The sequence below is a fragment of the Arthrobacter pascens genome (assembly GCF_030815585.1).
GTDB classification, from domain to species: domain Bacteria; phylum Actinomycetota; class Actinomycetes; order Actinomycetales; family Micrococcaceae; genus Arthrobacter; species Arthrobacter pascens_A.
Genome location: NZ_JAUSWY010000001.1, coordinates 2,748,960 through 2,765,676, shown reverse-complemented (window position 1 = coordinate 2,765,676; position 16,717 = coordinate 2,748,960). Strand labels below are relative to the sequence as shown.

15 protein-coding genes are annotated in these 16,717 nt (G+C 66.7%); 12 read left to right on the top strand and 3 right to left on the bottom strand.

Annotated features, from left to right (window positions below; translation table 11 throughout):
- Window positions 1–35: 35 nt before the first annotated feature.
- The gene (locus tag QFZ30_RS12815) at window positions 36–1,127 is read right to left on the bottom strand and encodes a fatty acid desaturase family protein (RefSeq protein WP_307076755.1); all 1,092 of its coding nucleotides are present in this window, start codon (window positions 1,125–1,127) and stop codon (window positions 36–38) included.
- 173 nt (window positions 1,128–1,300) lie between these two features.
- On the opposite strand from QFZ30_RS12815, the gene argC reads away from it, so the two are divergent.
- From argC to QFZ30_RS12765, 10 genes are all read left to right on the top strand, one after another.
- A complete protein-coding gene (gene argC / locus QFZ30_RS12810; RefSeq protein ID WP_307076753.1) occupies window positions 1,301–2,332 on the top strand; it encodes an N-acetyl-gamma-glutamyl-phosphate reductase in 1,032 nt (343 codons plus the stop codon).
- Entirely contained in the window at window positions 2,329–3,495 is a 1,167-nt protein-coding gene (argJ, locus tag QFZ30_RS12805; RefSeq protein ID WP_307076751.1) for a bifunctional glutamate N-acetyltransferase/amino-acid acetyltransferase ArgJ, read from the top strand. The genes argC and argJ overlap by 4 nt, the downstream gene beginning before the upstream one ends.
- A 33-nt stretch (window positions 3,496–3,528) precedes the next feature.
- Window positions 3,529–4,494 (top strand): acetylglutamate kinase, encoded by a 966-nt coding sequence (argB, locus tag QFZ30_RS12800; protein ID WP_307076749.1) that lies wholly within the window; start codon window positions 3,529–3,531, stop codon window positions 4,492–4,494.
- On the top strand, window positions 4,491–5,792 hold the full coding sequence (locus QFZ30_RS12795) for an acetylornithine transaminase (protein ID WP_307076747.1): 1,302 nt from the start codon (window positions 4,491–4,493) through the stop codon (window positions 5,790–5,792). The genes argB and QFZ30_RS12795 overlap by 4 nt, the downstream gene beginning before the upstream one ends.
- Entirely contained in the window at window positions 5,789–6,829 is a 1,041-nt protein-coding gene (gene argF, locus QFZ30_RS12790; protein ID WP_307076745.1) for an ornithine carbamoyltransferase, read from the top strand. Before QFZ30_RS12795 ends, argF begins: the two co-directional genes overlap by 4 nt.
- Window positions 6,829–7,359 carry an arginine repressor gene (locus QFZ30_RS12785; RefSeq protein ID WP_307076743.1) on the top strand — a complete coding sequence of 177 codons (531 nt, stop codon included), beginning with the start codon at window positions 6,829–6,831 and terminating at the stop codon, window positions 7,357–7,359. Before argF ends, QFZ30_RS12785 begins: the two co-directional genes overlap by 1 nt.
- Before the next feature lie 81 nt (window positions 7,360–7,440).
- The gene (locus QFZ30_RS12780; protein WP_307076741.1) at window positions 7,441–8,646 is read left to right on the top strand and encodes an argininosuccinate synthase; all 1,206 of its coding nucleotides are present in this window, start codon (window positions 7,441–7,443) and stop codon (window positions 8,644–8,646) included.
- A gap of 5 nt (window positions 8,647–8,651) precedes the next feature.
- On the top strand, window positions 8,652–10,115 hold the full coding sequence (gene argH / locus QFZ30_RS12775; protein ID WP_307080236.1) for an argininosuccinate lyase: 1,464 nt from the start codon (window positions 8,652–8,654) through the stop codon (window positions 10,113–10,115).
- A 148-nt stretch (window positions 10,116–10,263) separates the two neighbouring features.
- Entirely contained in the window at window positions 10,264–10,818 is a 555-nt protein-coding gene (locus tag QFZ30_RS12770) for a pyridoxine/pyridoxamine 5'-phosphate oxidase (protein WP_307076739.1), read from the top strand.
- Between the two features lie 5 nt (window positions 10,819–10,823).
- Window positions 10,824–11,576 carry a maleylpyruvate isomerase family mycothiol-dependent enzyme gene (locus QFZ30_RS12765; RefSeq protein WP_307076737.1) on the top strand — a complete coding sequence of 251 codons (753 nt, stop codon included), beginning with the start codon at window positions 10,824–10,826 and terminating at the stop codon, window positions 11,574–11,576.
- Window positions 11,577–11,622: 46 nt separating this feature from the next.
- On the opposite strand, the gene QFZ30_RS12760 is transcribed toward QFZ30_RS12765, so the two are convergent.
- Together QFZ30_RS12760 and QFZ30_RS12755 are read right to left on the bottom strand one after the other, a co-directional pair.
- Complete coding sequence (locus QFZ30_RS12760; protein ID WP_307076735.1) at window positions 11,623–12,117, bottom strand: methylated-DNA--[protein]-cysteine S-methyltransferase; 495 nt, start codon at window positions 12,115–12,117, stop codon at window positions 11,623–11,625.
- The gene (locus QFZ30_RS12755) at window positions 12,114–13,628 is read right to left on the bottom strand and encodes an AlkA N-terminal domain-containing protein (protein ID WP_307076733.1); all 1,515 of its coding nucleotides are present in this window, start codon (window positions 13,626–13,628) and stop codon (window positions 12,114–12,116) included. Before QFZ30_RS12755 ends, QFZ30_RS12760 begins: the two co-directional genes overlap by 4 nt.
- 116 nt (window positions 13,629–13,744) lie before the next feature.
- Between QFZ30_RS12755 and QFZ30_RS12750 the strand changes: the two genes are divergently transcribed.
- Window positions 13,745–14,395: a DNA-3-methyladenine glycosylase gene (locus QFZ30_RS12750; protein WP_307076730.1), complete on the top strand. Its 651-nt coding sequence runs from the start codon at window positions 13,745–13,747 to the stop codon at window positions 14,393–14,395.
- Between the two features lie 78 nt (window positions 14,396–14,473).
- The gene (locus QFZ30_RS12745) at window positions 14,474–16,702 is read left to right on the top strand and encodes a HelD family protein (protein WP_307076728.1); all 2,229 of its coding nucleotides are present in this window, start codon (window positions 14,474–14,476) and stop codon (window positions 16,700–16,702) included.
- The last annotated feature ends 15 nt before the right edge of the window (window positions 16,703–16,717 follow it).

Sequence of the window (16,717 nt, the reverse complement as noted above, 5' to 3'; positions counted from 1 at the left end):
CGCGGCCCGGGCTGCAGCCCGGCTGCGGCTGTTCCTTAGTAGCGCCGGGTAACGGTGGCCATCGGGCACTCGAAGTGGCGTCCGGCGGCAAGCCCAACGTCATTGAGGTAGCGGACGATGATGCCGTAGGACTGCAGCAGCGTGGTTTCCGTGTACGGGACCTGGTGCTTCCGGCAGTACTCGCGCACGATCTTGGCGGCCTTGTCCAGCTGGGGCCGTGCCATGTCCGGAAAGAGGTGGTGCTCAGCCTGGCGGTTCAGGCCGCCCAGCAGGATGTCCATAAAGCGGCCGCCGGAGATGTTCCGGGACGTCAGGACCTGCCGGCTGAAGAAGTCCACGCGGCTGTCTGCCGGCAGGACCGGCATGCCCTTGTGGTTGGGGGCGAACGACGCACCCATATAGAAGCCGAAGACGGCGAGCTGCACGCCAATGAAGGCGAACGCCATTCCCAGCGGCAGGAAACTAAAGGCAAGAACCGGCAAGAGGCACAGGCGGGCCATGAGAATGGGGATCTCAACCCAGCGGTGCGTGACCTTGGCGCGGCGGAAGACGAACCTGACCGAATCGATCTGGAGCCCCAGGCCCACCAGGAACAGCAGCGGGAAGAAGAACCAGCCCTGCTTGCGGGTCAGGAACGAGAACCGTCCCTGACGGGTGGCAGCGGCCTCGGGGTGGAATGCTATTGCGCCCGTGGCAATGTCCGGGTCCTTGGAAATCACGTTCGGATGGTTGTGGTGCGCGCCGTGCTTCTGCTCCCACCAGGAGTAGCTCATACCGGCCACGGAGGTGGCAAGCAGCCTCGCGGACCAGTCATTGGCCCGGCGGGAAGCGAAGATCTGGCGGTGTCCGGCCTCGTGGGCCAGGAAGCTCAACTGGGTGCACAGGACGCCCAGGGCGGCGGCGATCAGGAGCTGGAACCAGCTGTCACCGATCAGTGCGAAACCGAACCAGGTGGCGGCCATTAGGAGGACAAGGCTGGCGAAGAGCGTGATGTAGAAGCCGACGCGGCGTTCCAGGAGGCCCGCGGCCTTGACGCTCTTCAGCAGCTCCGAATAGCTAAGGACAACCGCGTTGGGCTGCCGGACGCGTGATTGAGGGCGCTCGGATGTAGGGAGGGTGGTGGTCATGTAACGGGACCTCGTAATTTTCCGGGCAACGCTGCAGCCGACACTCGGACTGCGCGGTCAGGATCACCCTCAAACCAGCATACGCTAGCGTGTCCAACGGAAAGCCAAGCAGCCCGCGGACATCGTGCATAAATATCGGACACGATGAATAGTTTTGCTGTATGATTCAATGCATGACTATTTCAGTTGCCGTCTCCGGTGCCAGCGGCTACGCCGGGGGAGAAGTCCTGCGCCTCCTGGCAGGACATCCGGACGTGACCATCGGTGCCATCACAGCGCACAGCAATGCAGGCTCCCGCCTCGGCGAGCTGCAGCCCCACCTGCACGGGCTTTCCAGCCGCATCCTGGAAGACACCACCGTGGAAAACCTCTCGGGCCACGATGTGGTGTTCCTTGCACTCCCGCACGGAGCCTCCGCCGAGATTGCCGCGCAGCTTCCCGAGGGTACCGTAGTGATCGACGCCGGCGCTGACCACCGGCTCGAGGACCCGGCCGCGTGGGAGAAATTCTACGGCTCGGCCCACGCCGGAACCTGGCCCTACGGCCTGCCGGAACTGCCCGGGCAGCGCGAGGCCCTCAAAGGGGCAACCCGCATTGCCGTGCCCGGCTGCTATCCGACGTCGGCCCTTCTGGCATTGACTCCTGGTTTCGCAGGCAAGCTGCTTCAGCCCGACGACGTCGTCATCGTTTCCGCCTCCGGAACGTCAGGTGCGGGAAAGGCGGCGAAAGTGAACCTGATCGGCGCGGAGGTGATGGGCTCCATGAGCCCCTACGGCGTTGGGGGCGGCCACCGCCATACGCCTGAGATTGAGCAGGGGCTCTCCAATGCTGCCGGGGAGAGCGTTACTGTTTCCTTCACGCCCACACTCGCGCCCATGAGCCGCGGCATCCTCACCACTGCCACTGCGAAGGTCAAGCCGGGCACCACGGCAGCCGACCTTCGCCAGGCCTGGGCAGATGCCTACGACGACGAACCGTTTGTGCACCTCCTGCCGGAAGGGCAATGGCCCAATACAAAGGCGGTGGTGGGATCCAACCACGCCGCAATGCAGCTGGCATTCGACGAACACACCGGCCGCGTGATTGTCACATGCGTCCTTGATAACCTCACCAAGGGCACGGCCGGCGGAGCCGTGCAGTCCATGAACATTGCGCTTGGCCTGGCGGAAACCGCCGGCCTTAACCTGCAGGGAGTTGCCCCGTGACCATTACCGCCCCCCTGGGATTCCGGGCCGCCGGGATCACCGCCGGCCTGAAGGCCTCGGGCAAACCGGACCTCGCCCTGGTGGTCAACGACGGCCCCTCCAAAGCCGCGGCCGCCGTCTTCACCAGTAACCGCGTGGCCGCTGCGCCCGTCCACTGGTCCCGCCAGGTGGTCTCGGACGGCCGCGTGGACGCCGTCATCCTCAACTCCGGCGGCGCCAACGCGTGCACCGGCCCCGAAGGGTTCCAGAACACCCACAGCACGGCCGAGAAAGTGGCGGACGTACTGGACATTTCTGCCACGGACGTCTTTGTCTGCTCCACCGGCCTGATCGGCGAGCAGCTGCCGATGGACAAGATCCTTCCCGGCATCGAGGCGGCAGCCGCGGCCCTCAGCACGGACGGCGGCCCGGAAGCGTCCGCAGCCATCATGACCACCGATTCGGTGCCCAAGGCAGCCCTGTTCATCGGCACTGACGCCGACGGCCAGGAGTTCACCATCGGCGGCATCGCCAAAGGCGCAGGCATGCTCGCCCCCGGCCTCGCCACCATGCTGGTGGTGCTCACCACGGATGCCAACGTTGAAGCCGAAATGCTCGACTTCGTCCTGCGGGATGCCACACGCGTCACCTTTGACAGGACTGATTCGGACGGCTGCATGTCCACCAACGACACCGTGGTGCTGTTGGCTTCCGGGTCATCCGGTGCCGTGCCTTCTGCAGAGGCGTTCGGTGCCGGCCTCACGCAGGTGTGCGCCGAACTGGCACGCAAGCTGATCGGGGACGCCGAAGGCGCCAGCCACGACATTGCCATCCGCACGTTCAACGCGGCCAGCGAGCGGGATGCCGAAACCGTCAGCCGCTCCGTGGCCCGGTCCAACCTCTTCAAGGCGGCCATCTTCGGCAAGGACCCCAACTGGGGCCGGGTCCTGTCCGCAGTGGGTACGACGGACGCCGTGTTCGAGCCGGATCAGCTCAACGTGGCCATGAACGGCATCCAGATCTGCCGCAACGGCAGCATCGGCGATGACCGCGACCTCGTGGACCTGGAGCCGAGGGAGGTCCTGGTGGAGATCGACCTCCAGGCAGGCGATGCGGAGGCCACCATCTGGACCAACGACCTGACGCACGATTACGTGCACGAAAACAGCGCGTACTCAAGCTAGATCAACCAGCCACCCCTGGAGATACTGCAGCCCATGAACACCCAGACCCGCGAGACCACGTCCATGACTGACGCCCAAAGCAAGGCCGGCACGCTGATCGAGGCGCTGCCCTGGATCCAGCGCTTCGCCGGCACCACCATGGTGATCAAGTACGGCGGCAACGCCATGGTCAACGACGAGCTGCGCCGTGCGTTCGCTGAGGATGTCGTCTTCCTGCACCACGTGGGGATCCATCCCGTCGTGGTCCACGGCGGTGGGCCCCAGATCAACTCCATGCTGGCCAGGCTGGGCATCGAGTCCGAGTTCAAGGGCGGCCTCCGGGTCACTACGCCGGAAGCCATGGACGTGGTCCGGATGGTCCTCACCGGACAGGTGGGGCGCGAGCTCGTTGGGCTGATCAATTCCCACGGACCCTATGCCGTGGGCATGTCCGGCGAAGACGGCGGACTCCTGCGTGCTGTCCGGACCGGCACCGTGATCGACGGCGAGGAAGTGGACCTGGGCCTGGTAGGCGAAGTGGTGGGTGTTAATCCGGAAGGCATCCTTGACATCCTTGCGGCAGGCCGGATCCCGGTCATCTCAACTGTGGCACCGGAAATCGAGGACGACGGCGGCGATGCCGCCGACGAGCGAGGACAGCGCGTGCAAACCACCGGGCAGGTCCTTAACGTCAACGCGGATACAGCTGCCGCTGCCCTGGCGGAAGCCCTGGGAGCCTCCAAGCTGGTGATCCTCACAGATGTGGAGGGCCTGTACGCCAACTGGCCGGACCGGTCCTCCCTCATTTCATCGCTGACGGCTTCGGAACTGCGCCGGCTGCTGCCGTCGCTCGAATCAGGCATGATCCCCAAGATGGAGGCGTGCCTCAAAGCCATCGACGGAGGTGTGGAACAGGCGCACATCGTGGACGGCCGCCTGCCGCATTCCATGCTCCTGGAAACATTTACGACGGCGGGCATCGGCACGCAGGTCGTCCCCGACGAGGAAGTAGCCCCATGAACCAGTCACACACAGGCAGCCACGCGGCCAGCACCCTGGAGAAAACACCCGTGGGAGACCTGGTCGAAGGCAAAGGCCACGCCAGCGGAGCCGACTGGCTCGCCCGCTACTCCACGTCCCTGATGGGCGTATTCGGCACTCCCCAGCGGGTGCTTGTCCGAGGCGCCGGCTGCCTGGTCTGGGACGCCGACGGCAAGGAATACCTGGACCTGCTCGGCGGCATTGCCGTCAACGCGCTCGGCCACGCCCACCCGTTTCTGACCTCGGTGATTTCGAGCCAGCTGGCGACGCTGGGGCACGTCTCCAACTTCTTCACCAGCCCCACGCAGATCGCCCTCGCCGAAAAACTGCTGGCCTTGAGCAACGCGCCGGCTGGTTCCAAGGTGTTTTTCACCAACTCCGGCACCGAGGCCGTTGAGGCCGCCTTCAAGCTCGCGCGCCGGAACTCCGGTCCCGAAAATGGTGGCACGGACGCCGCGGCCCGCACCAAAATCATCGCCCTCGAGGGTGCCTTCCACGGCCGCACCATGGGCGCCCTCGCCCTGACGGCCAAGGAAGCCTATCGCGCTCCGTTCGAGCCGCTGCCGGGCGGCGTTGTCCACCTCCCGTTCGGCGACGTCGAAGCCCTCGAAGCCGCGATTGACGAAACCGTGGCCGCGGTGTTCCTGGAGCCGATCCAGGGCGAAGCCGGGGTCCGGCCCTTGCCTGCCGGCTACCTCAGGGCCGCTCGTGAGGCGACCACGAAGGCGGGGGCTTTACTGATCCTGGACGAAGTCCAGACCGGAATCGGCCGTACCGGCAAATGGCTTGCCAGCGAGGACGCGGGGATCGTTCCGGATGCCGTCACGCTGGCCAAGGGCCTCGGTGGCGGTTTCCCCATCGGCGCGCTGGTCACGTTCGGCGAGCAGACGTCATCCCTGCTGGCAGCAGGTCAGCACGGCACCACCTTCGGCGGAAACCCTGTGGCGACGGCGGCCGCCCTCGCCACGCTGCACGCCATCGAAAGCCAGCGCGTGCTCGCCAATGTTGCGGCGGTGGGGGAACATCTCCGCGCCGGCCTGGCCACCATGGAGGGCGTGACGGACGTCCGGGGCGAGGGCCTGCTGATCGGCTTCGACTTGGACGCCGACGTCGCACCGTCCGTGGTGACCGCGGGCCTCGAAGCCGGTTTCATCGTCAACAGCCCCGGGCCGCGCACCATCCGGCTCGCCCCGCCCTTGGTCCTCACCACGGACCAGGCCAACACGTTCCTCGCCGCCTTCCCGGCCATCCTCCAGACAGCTAAGGACGCCCAGTGACTCCTGCACTTCCTTCAACCGGCACAGTTCCGTCAACCAGCATAACCCGTCACTTCCTCAAGGACACCGACCTCAGCCCCGCAGAGCAGGCCGAGGTCCTGGAGCTCGCCGTCCGCATGAAGGCCGCACCATACAGCGTCCAGCCGTATGCCGCTGACGGGAACGGCCGCAAGACCGTAGCGGTGATCTTCGACAAGACCTCCACCCGCACCCGGGTTTCGTTTGCTGCGGGCGTGGCGGACATGGGTGGCAATGCCCTCATCATCAACCCCGGCGAGGCCCAGATCGGCCACAAAGAATCTGTTGAGGACACGGCGAAGGTCCTGGAGCGCATGGTCTCCACGATTGTGTGGCGTACCGGGGCGCACTCCGGACTGGTGGCCATGGCCGAGAACTCCAAGGTGCCGGTCATCAACGCCCTGTGCGACGACTACCACCCGTGCCAGCTGCTGGCCGATCTCTTGGCCGTGAAGGAACACAAGGGCGAGCTCAAGGGCCTCACCATGAGCTACCTCGGCGACGCCGCCAACAACATGGCCAACTCGTACCTCCTGGCAGGCGTGACCGCCGGAATGCACGTCCGCGTCGCCGGCCCGGAAGGATACCTCCCGGCCGCGGAGATCGTAACGGCCGCCGAGGAGCGCGCCGCGCTGACCGGCGGCTCGGTGCTGGTCACCACCGACGCTGCCGAGGCACTCAAGGGCGCGGACGTCGTGGCCACCGACACCTGGGTTTCCATGGGCCAGGAATCCGAGAAGGAGGCCAGGATGCAGCTTTTCCGGGAGTACTCCGTCGATGAGGAGGCCATGGCACACGCGGCGGACGACGCCGTCGTCCTTCACTGCCTGCCCGCATACCGGGGCTATGAGATCTCGGCCGGCGTCATCGACGGCCCGCAGTCGATCGTCTGGGACGAGGCCGAGAACCGGCTGCACGCCCAGAAGGCCCTCATGGCCTGGCTCATGCACCGCTCCGGCCTCGCCGTGGTGGAAGGACTGGCACCTGTCCGTGCGGCAGCTGAGGGACTTAGCCGCTAGTGTCCGTTTCGCCAGCCTCGCCGGGGTCCAGCCCGGCCACGAAGACGGCCCGCCAGGCGCGGATCACCGCAATCCTGACAGGCGAATCGGTGCGCTCCCAAGCCGAGCTTGCCGCTTTGCTGGCGGACGACGGCGTGCAGGTCACCCAGGCCACACTGTCGCGGGACCTTGTGGAGCTCGGCGCCGTCCGGGTCCGCGGCAAGGAAGGCGTGCTGGTCTACGCCGTCCCCGGCGAAGGCGGCGAACGTGCGGCCAAGAGCGGTGTGAGCCAGGAAATCCTGGACGCGAGGCTCGCCCGGCTGTGCAGCGAACTCCTGGTCACGGCGGAAGCCTCGGCCAACATCGCGGTGCTCCGGACGCCGCCGGGAGCGGCCAACTTCCTGGCGCTGGCCATCGACCACTCGGTGATGCCCTCTATCCTGGGCACCATCGCCGGGGACGACACCGTGCTGCTGGTCTCCCGCGATCCGCAGGGCGGTCAGGATCTGGCGGTCCGGTTCCTGCAGTTGGCAGAGGAAGCCGGCGGCTAGTAAGAACCTGCCGCGGGTATGACAGGCTTTCTGTAATCAATTCTTTAAACAACGCAAACCCCAACAAAGAGGAGCATTTCCGTGACTGAGCGTATTGTTCTGGCCTACTCCGGTGGCCTGGATACTTCCGTAGCCATCGGCTGGATCGGTGAAGCAACCGGCGCCGAGGTCATCGCCGTGGCGGTGGACGTCGGGCAGGGCGGCGAGTCGCTGGAGACCATCCGCCAGCGCGCCCTGGGCTGCGGCGCCGTTGAAGCCTACGTGGCTGATGCCAGCGATGAGTTCGCCAACGAGTACTGCGTCCCCACGCTGAAGGCCAACGCCCTCTACCAGGGGCACTACCCGCTGGTCTCCGCCATCTCCCGCCCGGTGATCGTCAAGCACCTGGTCAAGGCAGCGCGCGAATTCGGCGCCACCACCGTGGCCCACGGCTGCACCGGCAAGGGCAATGACCAGGTCCGCTTCGAAGTGGGCATCCAGACCCTGGGTCCGGACCTGAAATGCATTGCACCGGTCCGCGACCTCGCCCTGACCCGTGACAAGGCCATCGCCTTCGCCGAGGAAAAGGGACTGCCGATCGAGACCACCAAGAAGAACCCGTACTCGATCGACCAGAACGTCTGGGGGCGCGCCGTCGAAACCGGCTACCTCGAGGACATCTGGAACGGCCCCACCAAGGACATCTACGACTACACGGCCACCCCGGAGTTCCCGCCGGCACCGGACGAGGTCATCATCTCCTTCGAAGCCGGTGTCCCGGTAGCGATCGACGGCGTCAAGGTCACCCCGCTGCAGGCCATCAAGGAACTCAACCGCCGTGCCGGCGCGCAGGGCGTGGGCCGGATCGACGTCGTCGAAGACCGGCTCGTGGGCATCAAGTCCCGCGAAATCTACGAGGCCCCGGGTGCAATGGCGCTGATCACCGCCCACAAGCACCTCGAGGACATCACGATCGAACGCGAGCAGGCCCGCTTCAAGGCCACCGTCGGCCAACGCTGGGCCGAACTGGTCTACGACGGCCAGTGGTTCTCCCCGCTCAAGCGCTCGCTGGACGCCTTCATCGAGGACACCCAGCGCTACGTCTCCGGCGACATCCGCATGGTGCTGCACGGCGGCCAGGCGACCGTCAACGGACGTCGCTCCGGCACCTCGCTGTACGACTTCGACCTCGCCACTTACGACACCGGCGATACCTTCGACCAGTCGCAGGCCAAGGGCTTCATCGAGCTGTGGGGCATGTCCGCCAAGGTCGCCGCCGGCCGCGATATCCGGGTGGCGGGCGAGTGACCTCGGTGGGCCCGTTGACGCCGGGGTCTCCGGCAGAGCCGAGCGAGATCGGGGAGCTTTCGGGGACGAACGAGGGCGCACTGTGGGGCGGCCGATTTGCCGGCGGGCCCGCAGATGCCCTCGCAGCGCTGAGCAAGTCGACCCATTTCGACTGGCGGCTGGCCCGCTATGACATTGCAGGTTCCGTGGCGCACGCCCGAGTGCTGCACAAGGCCGGACTCCTCGATGAAGCCGAGCTCGACGGCATGCTGGCGGCGCTGACCCAGCTGGACGAGGATGTTGCTTCCGGTGCGTACACAGCAGCGGAATCGGACGAGGACGTGCACGGCTCGCTTGAACGCGGTCTTATCGAACGGGCCGGCACCCAGCTGGGCGGAAAGCTCCGGGCCGGACGTTCGCGCAACGACCAGATCGCCACATTGGGGCGAATGTTCCTGCGCGACCACGCCCGCATCATCGCCGGGGGTGTGCTGGCCACCATCGACGCCCTCGTGGAGCAGGCCACGGCGCACCGGGGCGTGGCCATGCCTGGCCGCACCCACTTGCAGCACGCCCAGCCGGTCCTGCTGAGCCATCACCTGCTGGCCCATGCCTGGGCGCTGCTGCGCGATGTCCAGCGGCTGCAGGATTGGGACAAGCGCGCCGGCGTTTCCCCGTACGGCTCGGGTGCCCTGGCCGGATCTTCGCTGGGCCTGGACCCGGAAGCCGTGGCATCGGATCTTGGCTTCTTCTCGGCCACGCACAACTCGATTGACGGCACTGCCTCCCGGGACGTCTTTGCCGAGTTCGCCTGGGTGACGGCCATGATCGGCGTGGACCTGTCCAGGGTCTCCGAAGAGGTCATCCTGTGGGCCACCAAGGAGTTCTCGTTTGTGACCCTGCACGATTCCTACTCCACGGGATCATCCATCATGCCGCAGAAGAAGAACCCGGATGTGGCGGAACTTGCCCGCGGCAAGGCTGGGCGCCTCATCGGCAACCTGACCGGCCTGCTGGCAACGCTCAAGGGCCTGCCGCTCGCGTACAACCGCGACCTGCAGGAGGACAAGGAACCGGTCTTCGACGCCGCCGACACCCTGGAGATGCTGCTCCCGGCCGTCTCCGGCATGCTCGCCACCCTGAAGTTCAACACCGAGCGGATGGAGTCCCTGGCGCCTCAGGGCTTTGCCTTGGCCACGGACATCGCCGAATGGCTCGTGCGCCAGGGCGTGCCGTTCCGTGAAGCCCACGAACTCTCCGGTGCCGCAGTAAAGCAGGCCGAAAGCCGCGGCGTCGAACTCTGGGACCTCACGGATGACGAGTACGCCGCCATTTCGGAGCACCTGACTCCTGAGGTCCGCACGGTCCTCAGCACCGAGGGGTCGCTCAACAGCCGCAACTCCCAGGGCGGCACCGCACCGGCCGCCGTCGAACGCCAGCTCATCGCCCTTGAAGGTGAGCTTGCCGGCGTGCGGGATTACGCGCGGTAGCAGCCGCACGCTCTCTCAGTTCTTGCATCATTTTGGCCAACGCTCTCTCACTTTCCTCGAGAAAGTGAGAGAGCGTTGCCGATTTTCATGCAACAACTGAGAGAGCGTTGTGCGTTAACCGCGGAACGCTTCCAGCTAGCATGTCGCCATGAGCGAATCCTTCCGCCGGCACCTGCGTTCGCTGCCCGACTTTCCTGCGGACCTGCCCGGGTTTGACCCGGGCAGTGCCCCTTCGGATCCGGTGGAGCTGTTCAAGCAGTGGCTGGATGAGGCGCTTGCTGCCGGCGTGCAGCAAGCGCACGCCTGCAGCCTGGCCACTGCGGACACAAATGGCCAGCCCTCCGCCAGGATGTTGATCCTGAAGAATATCGACGACGACGGCTGGCACTTCGCGACGTCCCGCATCTCGCGGAAGGGCCGGGAACTGGCCGTGAACCCGCGGGCCGCGCTGAACTTCTACTGGCCGGAGCAGGGCCGCCAGGTCCGGGTTGCCGGCGCCGTGGTTGAGCTCTCCGCGGACGCCTCCGCCGCCGACTGGCAGGCCCGGCCCGCAGCGGATGGCAGCCACAATCCGGACTGGCAGCTCTACGCCGTCAGGCCGGCAGAAATTGAGTTCTGGCAGGCACGCGTCGACCGGCAGCACATTCGGCACCTCTATGGCCCGGGCGGCATGCCAGCAAAGATGCAACCTCGGTTAGGATGAGCGCCATGACAGCTCCCGCACCGGACGCCCTGCTCGCCGAACTGCACAAGGCCGCGGCCGCCGTGACCTCCACCGCCGCGAAACTCGCCGATGAGGATGTACTGGCTCCGTCAGCCCTGCCCGGCTGGACCCGGGGCCACGTCCTGGCGCACCTGACAGGGATCTCGAACGCCATGGCCAGGCAGCTGGAATATGCCGCCCGCGGCGAGACCGTCGACCTGTACGACGGTGGCCAGGAGGGACGCAACAAGGCGATCGGCATGGCAGCGGGCCACGACGCCGCGACGCATCAGGCGGACCTGCAGGCAGCCCTTGACCGGGCTCTGGCCGCCTTTGACACATTGGAATATCCCGGTTCAGTCGGCCCCGGCTGGCAGGCGCCCATCTCTTACCGTGGGGGAGTGGTCTTCGACGGCGGCCTGGCACTGTGGCGGGAACTCGTGATCCATGCCTCGGACCTGGGCACTGGCCTGGGACCCGAGACCTGGAGCCGGCAGTTCTGTGAGCACCTGTTCGACTTCTTGTCCCCCAGGGTTCCCCCCGCTGACAGGCTCGTCCTGCAGCCGCTCGGACTCCCGCCGGTGAGCATCGGCAGCGGCGGCCGCTCCACGGTGGTCAGCGGCATGATCACCGACATTGCGGCCTGGCTTGCCGGCCGCGAACCGTCCCTCGGCAGCCTGCGGGCCTCGGCCGCGGCTGACGGCGTGGACCTCCCGGAACTGCTGCCGTGGCCCTCCGGCGTGCCGACCGTGAGTTAGCGACTGCGAAATAGCAACGGCGCAATAACGCCCGCATGGTTGGGGCTCAGGCGGCCTCGCGGGCCAGCAGGCTCTCCTTGATGGCCAGGCCCCACCGGAAGCCACCCAAGGTGCCATCCGTCCGGATGACACGATGGCACGGGACAAACAGGGCCGCGGCATTGAAGGCGCAGGCGCTTGCGGCTGCGCGCACCGCCTTCGGATTGCCGGACAGCCCGGCGTATTCGGTGTAGGTCACCGGAAACCCGGGCTGGACGGTCCGCAGAACGTCCCAGGCATGGGCACGGAAGGGCCCGGACTTTTGCCTCACAGGGACACTCATGGCGGGCACGGGGTCCCCTGAGTAGAACGCTTCCACTGCCCGGGAAATGGGACCAAGGTCCGTCACCACTTCAACTTCGCCCGGACGCAGTCCTGGGTGAATCTGACCGGTCAATTCGCCAGGCTCGGCGGTCCAGCCGGATGCCAGGACTTCACCATCCTGGGCAAGAATGGTGAACGGGCCGTCCGGGGTGGACATCACTAACAGCAGGGCTTTCATCGCATCGCTTTCTCTGGAACTGATTTCTCAGAACGTGGGGCACTCTGCGCGGCAGCTGCGCGCCAAAGGTGCATGGTGGCGTAGGACCGCCAGGGGCTGACCCCGCGGAAATCCGGGCTGGGCACCTCAGCGGCCGGGCTGGGAGACGGCACAGGAGGCAGGGCGAGCCTCCTGATTCCGTTCCGCACGGCGGCGTCGTTGGCGAGGAAAACGTCCGGGGCCCCGAGGACTCGCATCGCCACGTAGCCCACCGTCCAAGGTCCCACGCCGGCAAGCGGGAGCAGCTTTGCCCCCAGCCCCGGCAGATCCTCGCCGTAGCCAAAATCGAGCTCGCCGCCCGCAAGGGCCGACGCAACGGCGCGGAGGGCCTCAATCCGCCGCCTGGGGCCACGCAGCAGCGCATACCCCGTTTCGGCGATTTGGGCAGGGGTGGGAAACAAACGGTCCAGCCCGTCGCCCGGCAGCAGGCTGGCGCTTCCGGCGGCCGACAGCTGAGTCAAAGCCGTCCGGGCAGCCGCTACAGTGATCTGCTGGCCGATCATGGCCCTGATCAGCAGTTCCTGCGGATCCAGGGCGCCCGGCATCCTGATGCCGGGCGTCCCTGACACGGCGGGGGCCAAACGGGCATCCGCGGCCAAGGCGTTGTCGATGGCCACTGGATCGGCGTCGAGGTCAAAGAGGCGCCGCACCCGGCTGAGCAGCGCGGGCAGGTCGCGGAGATCCACCGCGCCGACCGTGAGGGTCAGGGGCCGTCCCGGCGCGTCGGCGTCGTAATTAACGCTGAAGCGGGCATCGCCGTGGGGGAGCCGCAGGGTGCGTGCGTAGGAGGTGGGCGTGCCGGCCTCTATTCCGGAAATGGCCCTGACTGCCAGGAACGAGAAAACGCCCGGATCGAATGGCTCGCGGTACGGCAAGCTGAGGGTCAAGGCCGTAGCGGCGGTTGCATGCTTGTGGTGCTTCGCTGTGGCGCGCAGCGCAGTAGGGGTCATGGCGAAGACTTCCACCATGGTTTCGTTGAACTGCCTGACACTGCTGAATCCGGATGCGAACGCGATGTCGGCAAGCTTCATGGAAGTGGACACCAGCAATGTGCGGGCAGTCTGGGCGCGGCTGGCGCGGGCCAGGGAGAGCGGCCCGGCGCCCAGCTCCTGACCGAGGATCCGGTTGAGCTGGCGGGAGGAATATCCCAGCCTTGCCGCAAGTCCCTCCACTCCGTCCCGGTTGATCACCCCGTCGTTGATCAGGCGCATGGCCCTACCCGCAAGGTCCTGCCGGATGTTCCAGGCCGGCGTGCCGGGCACCGCTTCGGGGAGGCAGCGCTTGCAGGCCCGGTAGCCGGCGTCGTGCGCGGCGGCGGAGGTTTCGTAAAAGGTGACATTGGAGGCCTTGGGCGTCCTGGCCGGGCAGGAAGGGCGGCAGTAGATGCCCGTGGTCCGGACAGCGGTGTAGAACTGCCCGTCGAACCGTGTGTCGCGTGCGTCGATCGCACGGTAGCGCTGCCAGAAGTCCATGTCCTCTATCCTGCCAGCCCGGAACCGGGCCTGCTAGCGGAAATCGGACATGGCCGTTCCTTGGAAGCTGCTCCAGTCCAGGCCGCGCGTCAGTGAGGCTTGGATAAAGTCAGAGTATGAGCACGAACGCCCTGCCGGAGGAATCCCGGCTGCGGGACGTACTGTCCGGCGACGCCCGCGACGTTGCCCTGCTGCTCCTGGGGTCGGTCCTGACCCATGATTCCCGGGACGGTGCCGTGTCCGTCAGGCTCACGGAGGTGGAGGCTTATCTTGGCCCGGAGGACTCGCTGCACCCGGATCCCGGATCGCACACGTTCCGCGGGCCCACTGCCAGGAATGCGCCCATGTTCGGTCCGGCCGGGCATCTGTACGTGTACTTCACGTACGGGCTGCACCATTGCGCCAACATCGTCTGTGGACCCGACGGCGTAGCGTCCGCGGTCCTGCTGCGGGCGGGAGAGGTGACCGCCGGGCGCCAGTTGGCCCGGCACCGGCGCCCCACGTCAAAATCCGCCGCGGACCTGGCCAGCGGCCCGGCCAGGCTTGCCAAGGCGCTCGGACTGACCACCGCGGACAGTGGCCGGGATGCCCTGGCGGCACCTTTCAGCCTGGTGTTGCCCCCTGAGCCAGTCGCCGAGATCAGTTCCGGGCCCAGGGTCGGTGTCTCCGGCGCCGGCGGGTCGGAGCGCTACTCGTGGCGCTTTTGGATCACGGCGGATCCCACCGTGTCCCGGTACAAGGCGGGGAAACTTCGACCAGCGAACTAGCAGGCCCGAAGTTTCAGACGCGTTAACCGAAATGGTTGTAGAATGGACGGTCTGTCTTTCGCGATAGGGGAACGTTAAATGCTCGACGCCGATTTGGCCCACGAACGGGACTATGTTGCTGGTCTGTATGCGCGGCTTGAAGAGCTACGCGACGAAAAGCGCAAGCAGTTGGCGCTGGTCCGCCGGGCCGGTGCCGTTGGCACCATGCAGAATGTTTCCGAGCGCGATGCGTTCGCTGCGCTTTATGAGGACCGCCTGGCGCAGCTGGATGCGGTTGATGACCGGCTGGTCTTCGGACGCCTTGATCTTGATTCCGGCGAGGCCCAGTACATCGGCCGCATCGGCCTGACCACCGACGACCTGCAGCGGCTCATGGTGGACTGGCGCGCGCCCGAAGCCGGCCACTTCTATCAGGCCACGGCGTTTGATCGGCAGGGCGTCCGCCGCCGCCGGCACCTGATTCTCCAGGGGCGGGAGGTCAAGGCCATCGAGGACGACGTCCTGGATGCGGACATGCTGGCCGACAACGCGTCCTTGCAGGGCGAAGGAGCGCTGCTGGCGGCGCTGGACTCCAAGCGGACGGGCCGGATGTCGGACATCGTCGGCACCATCCAGTCCGAACAGGACCGCATCATCCGGTCCCCCATCTCCGGCGCTGTTGTGGTGCAGGGCGGCCCGGGTACGGGAAAAACTGCCGTTGCGCTGCACCGCGCTGCGTACCTGCTCTACACGCACCGGGACCGGCTCAAGACAGCAGGCGTGCTGCTGGTGGGGCCGTCGTCGTCGTTCATGAAGTACATCGAACGGGTGCTGCCGTCACTCGGCGAGACCGGAGTGGTGATGGCGAGCGTCGGGCGGCTGATGCCCGGCATCAACGCAGTGGCCGAGCCCGAGGCCGACGTCGCAGCCATCAAGGGGCGGCTGGACATGGCAGGCGTGGTGGCCAACGCGGTGGCCAACCGGCAGCGGATCCCCGCAGAGGACCGCGTGCTGGAAGTTGACGGACGCAAGCTCGTGCTGACGCCGCGGCAGGTCCGCCGGGCCCGCGAACGAGCCCGTTCCACAGGCAAGCCGCATAACGAGGCACGCCTGACGTTCGTCAAGATCCTGCTCCGCGAACTCACGGAACAGATGACGGAGCTGGTGGAAGCCGGAAGCATTGGAAACAATGCCGACCGTTCGTACCTGGCAGAAGACGTCCGTACTGCCCGGGACGTGCGGATCGCGCTCAACCTTTGCTGGATGCCCATGACTCCGGAGAAACTGATCAGCGAGCTCCTGAGCAAACCTGCCGTGCTGGAGGCCTGCACGCCGCGCCTCACCGTTGGGGAACGCGCACTGCTTCTGCGTCCTGTGGACGCCCCCTGGACCGAGGCCGACGTCCCGCTCCTTGACGAAGCGGCCGAGCTGCTGGGGGAGCTGGATCCGGCTGCAGGCCGTGGGCTCGCGCAGCAGGAACACGACCGCGCCCGCGACCTCGCCAACGCCAAGCAGACGCTGGTGAACATGGAGACGGCAGGTGTGGACGTGCTGGTGTCCGCCGAGGAGCTGGTGGACCAGAACCAGGAGCGCGAGGCGAGGCTGACGGCTGCCGAGCGCGCAACCAGCGACCGGACCTGGGCCTTCGGCCACATCGTCGTGGATGAGGCGCAGGAGCTGTCGCCGATGCAGTGGCGCCTGCTGGTCCGCCGCTGCCCGCTGAAGTCCTTCACAATCGTCGGTGACATCGCCCAGACCAGCTCCGTGGCAGGTGCAAACTCCTGGCAGGCGGCGCTTGGTCCGATGTTCGGAGACCGCTGGCAGCTGGAGGAGCTGACGGTCAACTACCGGACTCCGTCGCAGATCGCGGAAGCTGCGGCGCGGATGGCCAATGCAGCCGGCCTGGTGGTGTCCGCGCCGAAGGCCGTCCGTGAGGGGCGCTGGTCGCCCATCATCGACAGGGTTGATTCGGACAAGGTGGTCAGCCGGCTGGTGGAGGTTCTGCCCGATGAACTGGAAGCGCTCGACGGCGGCCTGCTGGCGATCATCGCCGACGGTCACCTGCTCCCGGAGGCAACGGCAGCCCTGCGCGCCGCCTACGGCCGGCGCATCGGCACGGGCGCCGGAAGCTATGAACAGGACATCGTGGTCATCAGCCCACGCGAGGCCAAGGGCCTGGAGTTCGACGGCGTGGTGGTGCTGGAACCGTCCATGATGCTCAACCACGAGCACGGCCGGGTAGGGGATCTCTACGTCGCCATGACCCGTCCCACGCAGCGACTCCGGCTCATCGCGGCAGAGACGGTACCGGCGGGCATCGAGCGCTGACCTGCTTGCGCTGCC

Excerpts from the sequence above, each read along its gene's own strand:
- QFZ30_RS12795 (WP_307076747.1), top strand. The coding sequence starts at position 4,491 with ATGAACCAGTCACACACAGGCAGCCACGCGGCCAGCACCCTGGAGAAA.
- argB (WP_307076749.1), top strand. The coding sequence starts at position 3,529 with ATGAACACCCAGACCCGCGAGACCACGTCCATGACTGACGCCCAAAGC.
- QFZ30_RS12815 (WP_307076755.1), bottom strand. The coding sequence starts at position 1,127 with ATGACCACCACCCTCCCTACATCCGAGCGCCCTCAATCACGCGTCCGG.
- QFZ30_RS12750 (WP_307076730.1), top strand. The coding sequence starts at position 13,745 with ATGAGCACGAACGCCCTGCCGGAGGAATCCCGGCTGCGGGACGTACTG.
- QFZ30_RS12765 (WP_307076737.1), top strand. The coding sequence starts at position 10,824 with ATGACAGCTCCCGCACCGGACGCCCTGCTCGCCGAACTGCACAAGGCC.
- QFZ30_RS12770 (WP_307076739.1), top strand. The coding sequence starts at position 10,264 with ATGAGCGAATCCTTCCGCCGGCACCTGCGTTCGCTGCCCGACTTTCCT.
- QFZ30_RS12745 (WP_307076728.1), top strand. The coding sequence starts at position 14,474 with ATGCTCGACGCCGATTTGGCCCACGAACGGGACTATGTTGCTGGTCTG.
- QFZ30_RS12760 (WP_307076735.1), bottom strand. The coding sequence starts at position 12,117 with ATGAAAGCCCTGCTGTTAGTGATGTCCACCCCGGACGGCCCGTTCACC.
- argC (WP_307076753.1), top strand. The coding sequence starts at position 1,301 with ATGACTATTTCAGTTGCCGTCTCCGGTGCCAGCGGCTACGCCGGGGGA.
- QFZ30_RS12755 (WP_307076733.1), bottom strand. The coding sequence starts at position 13,628 with ATGGACTTCTGGCAGCGCTACCGTGCGATCGACGCACGCGACACACGG.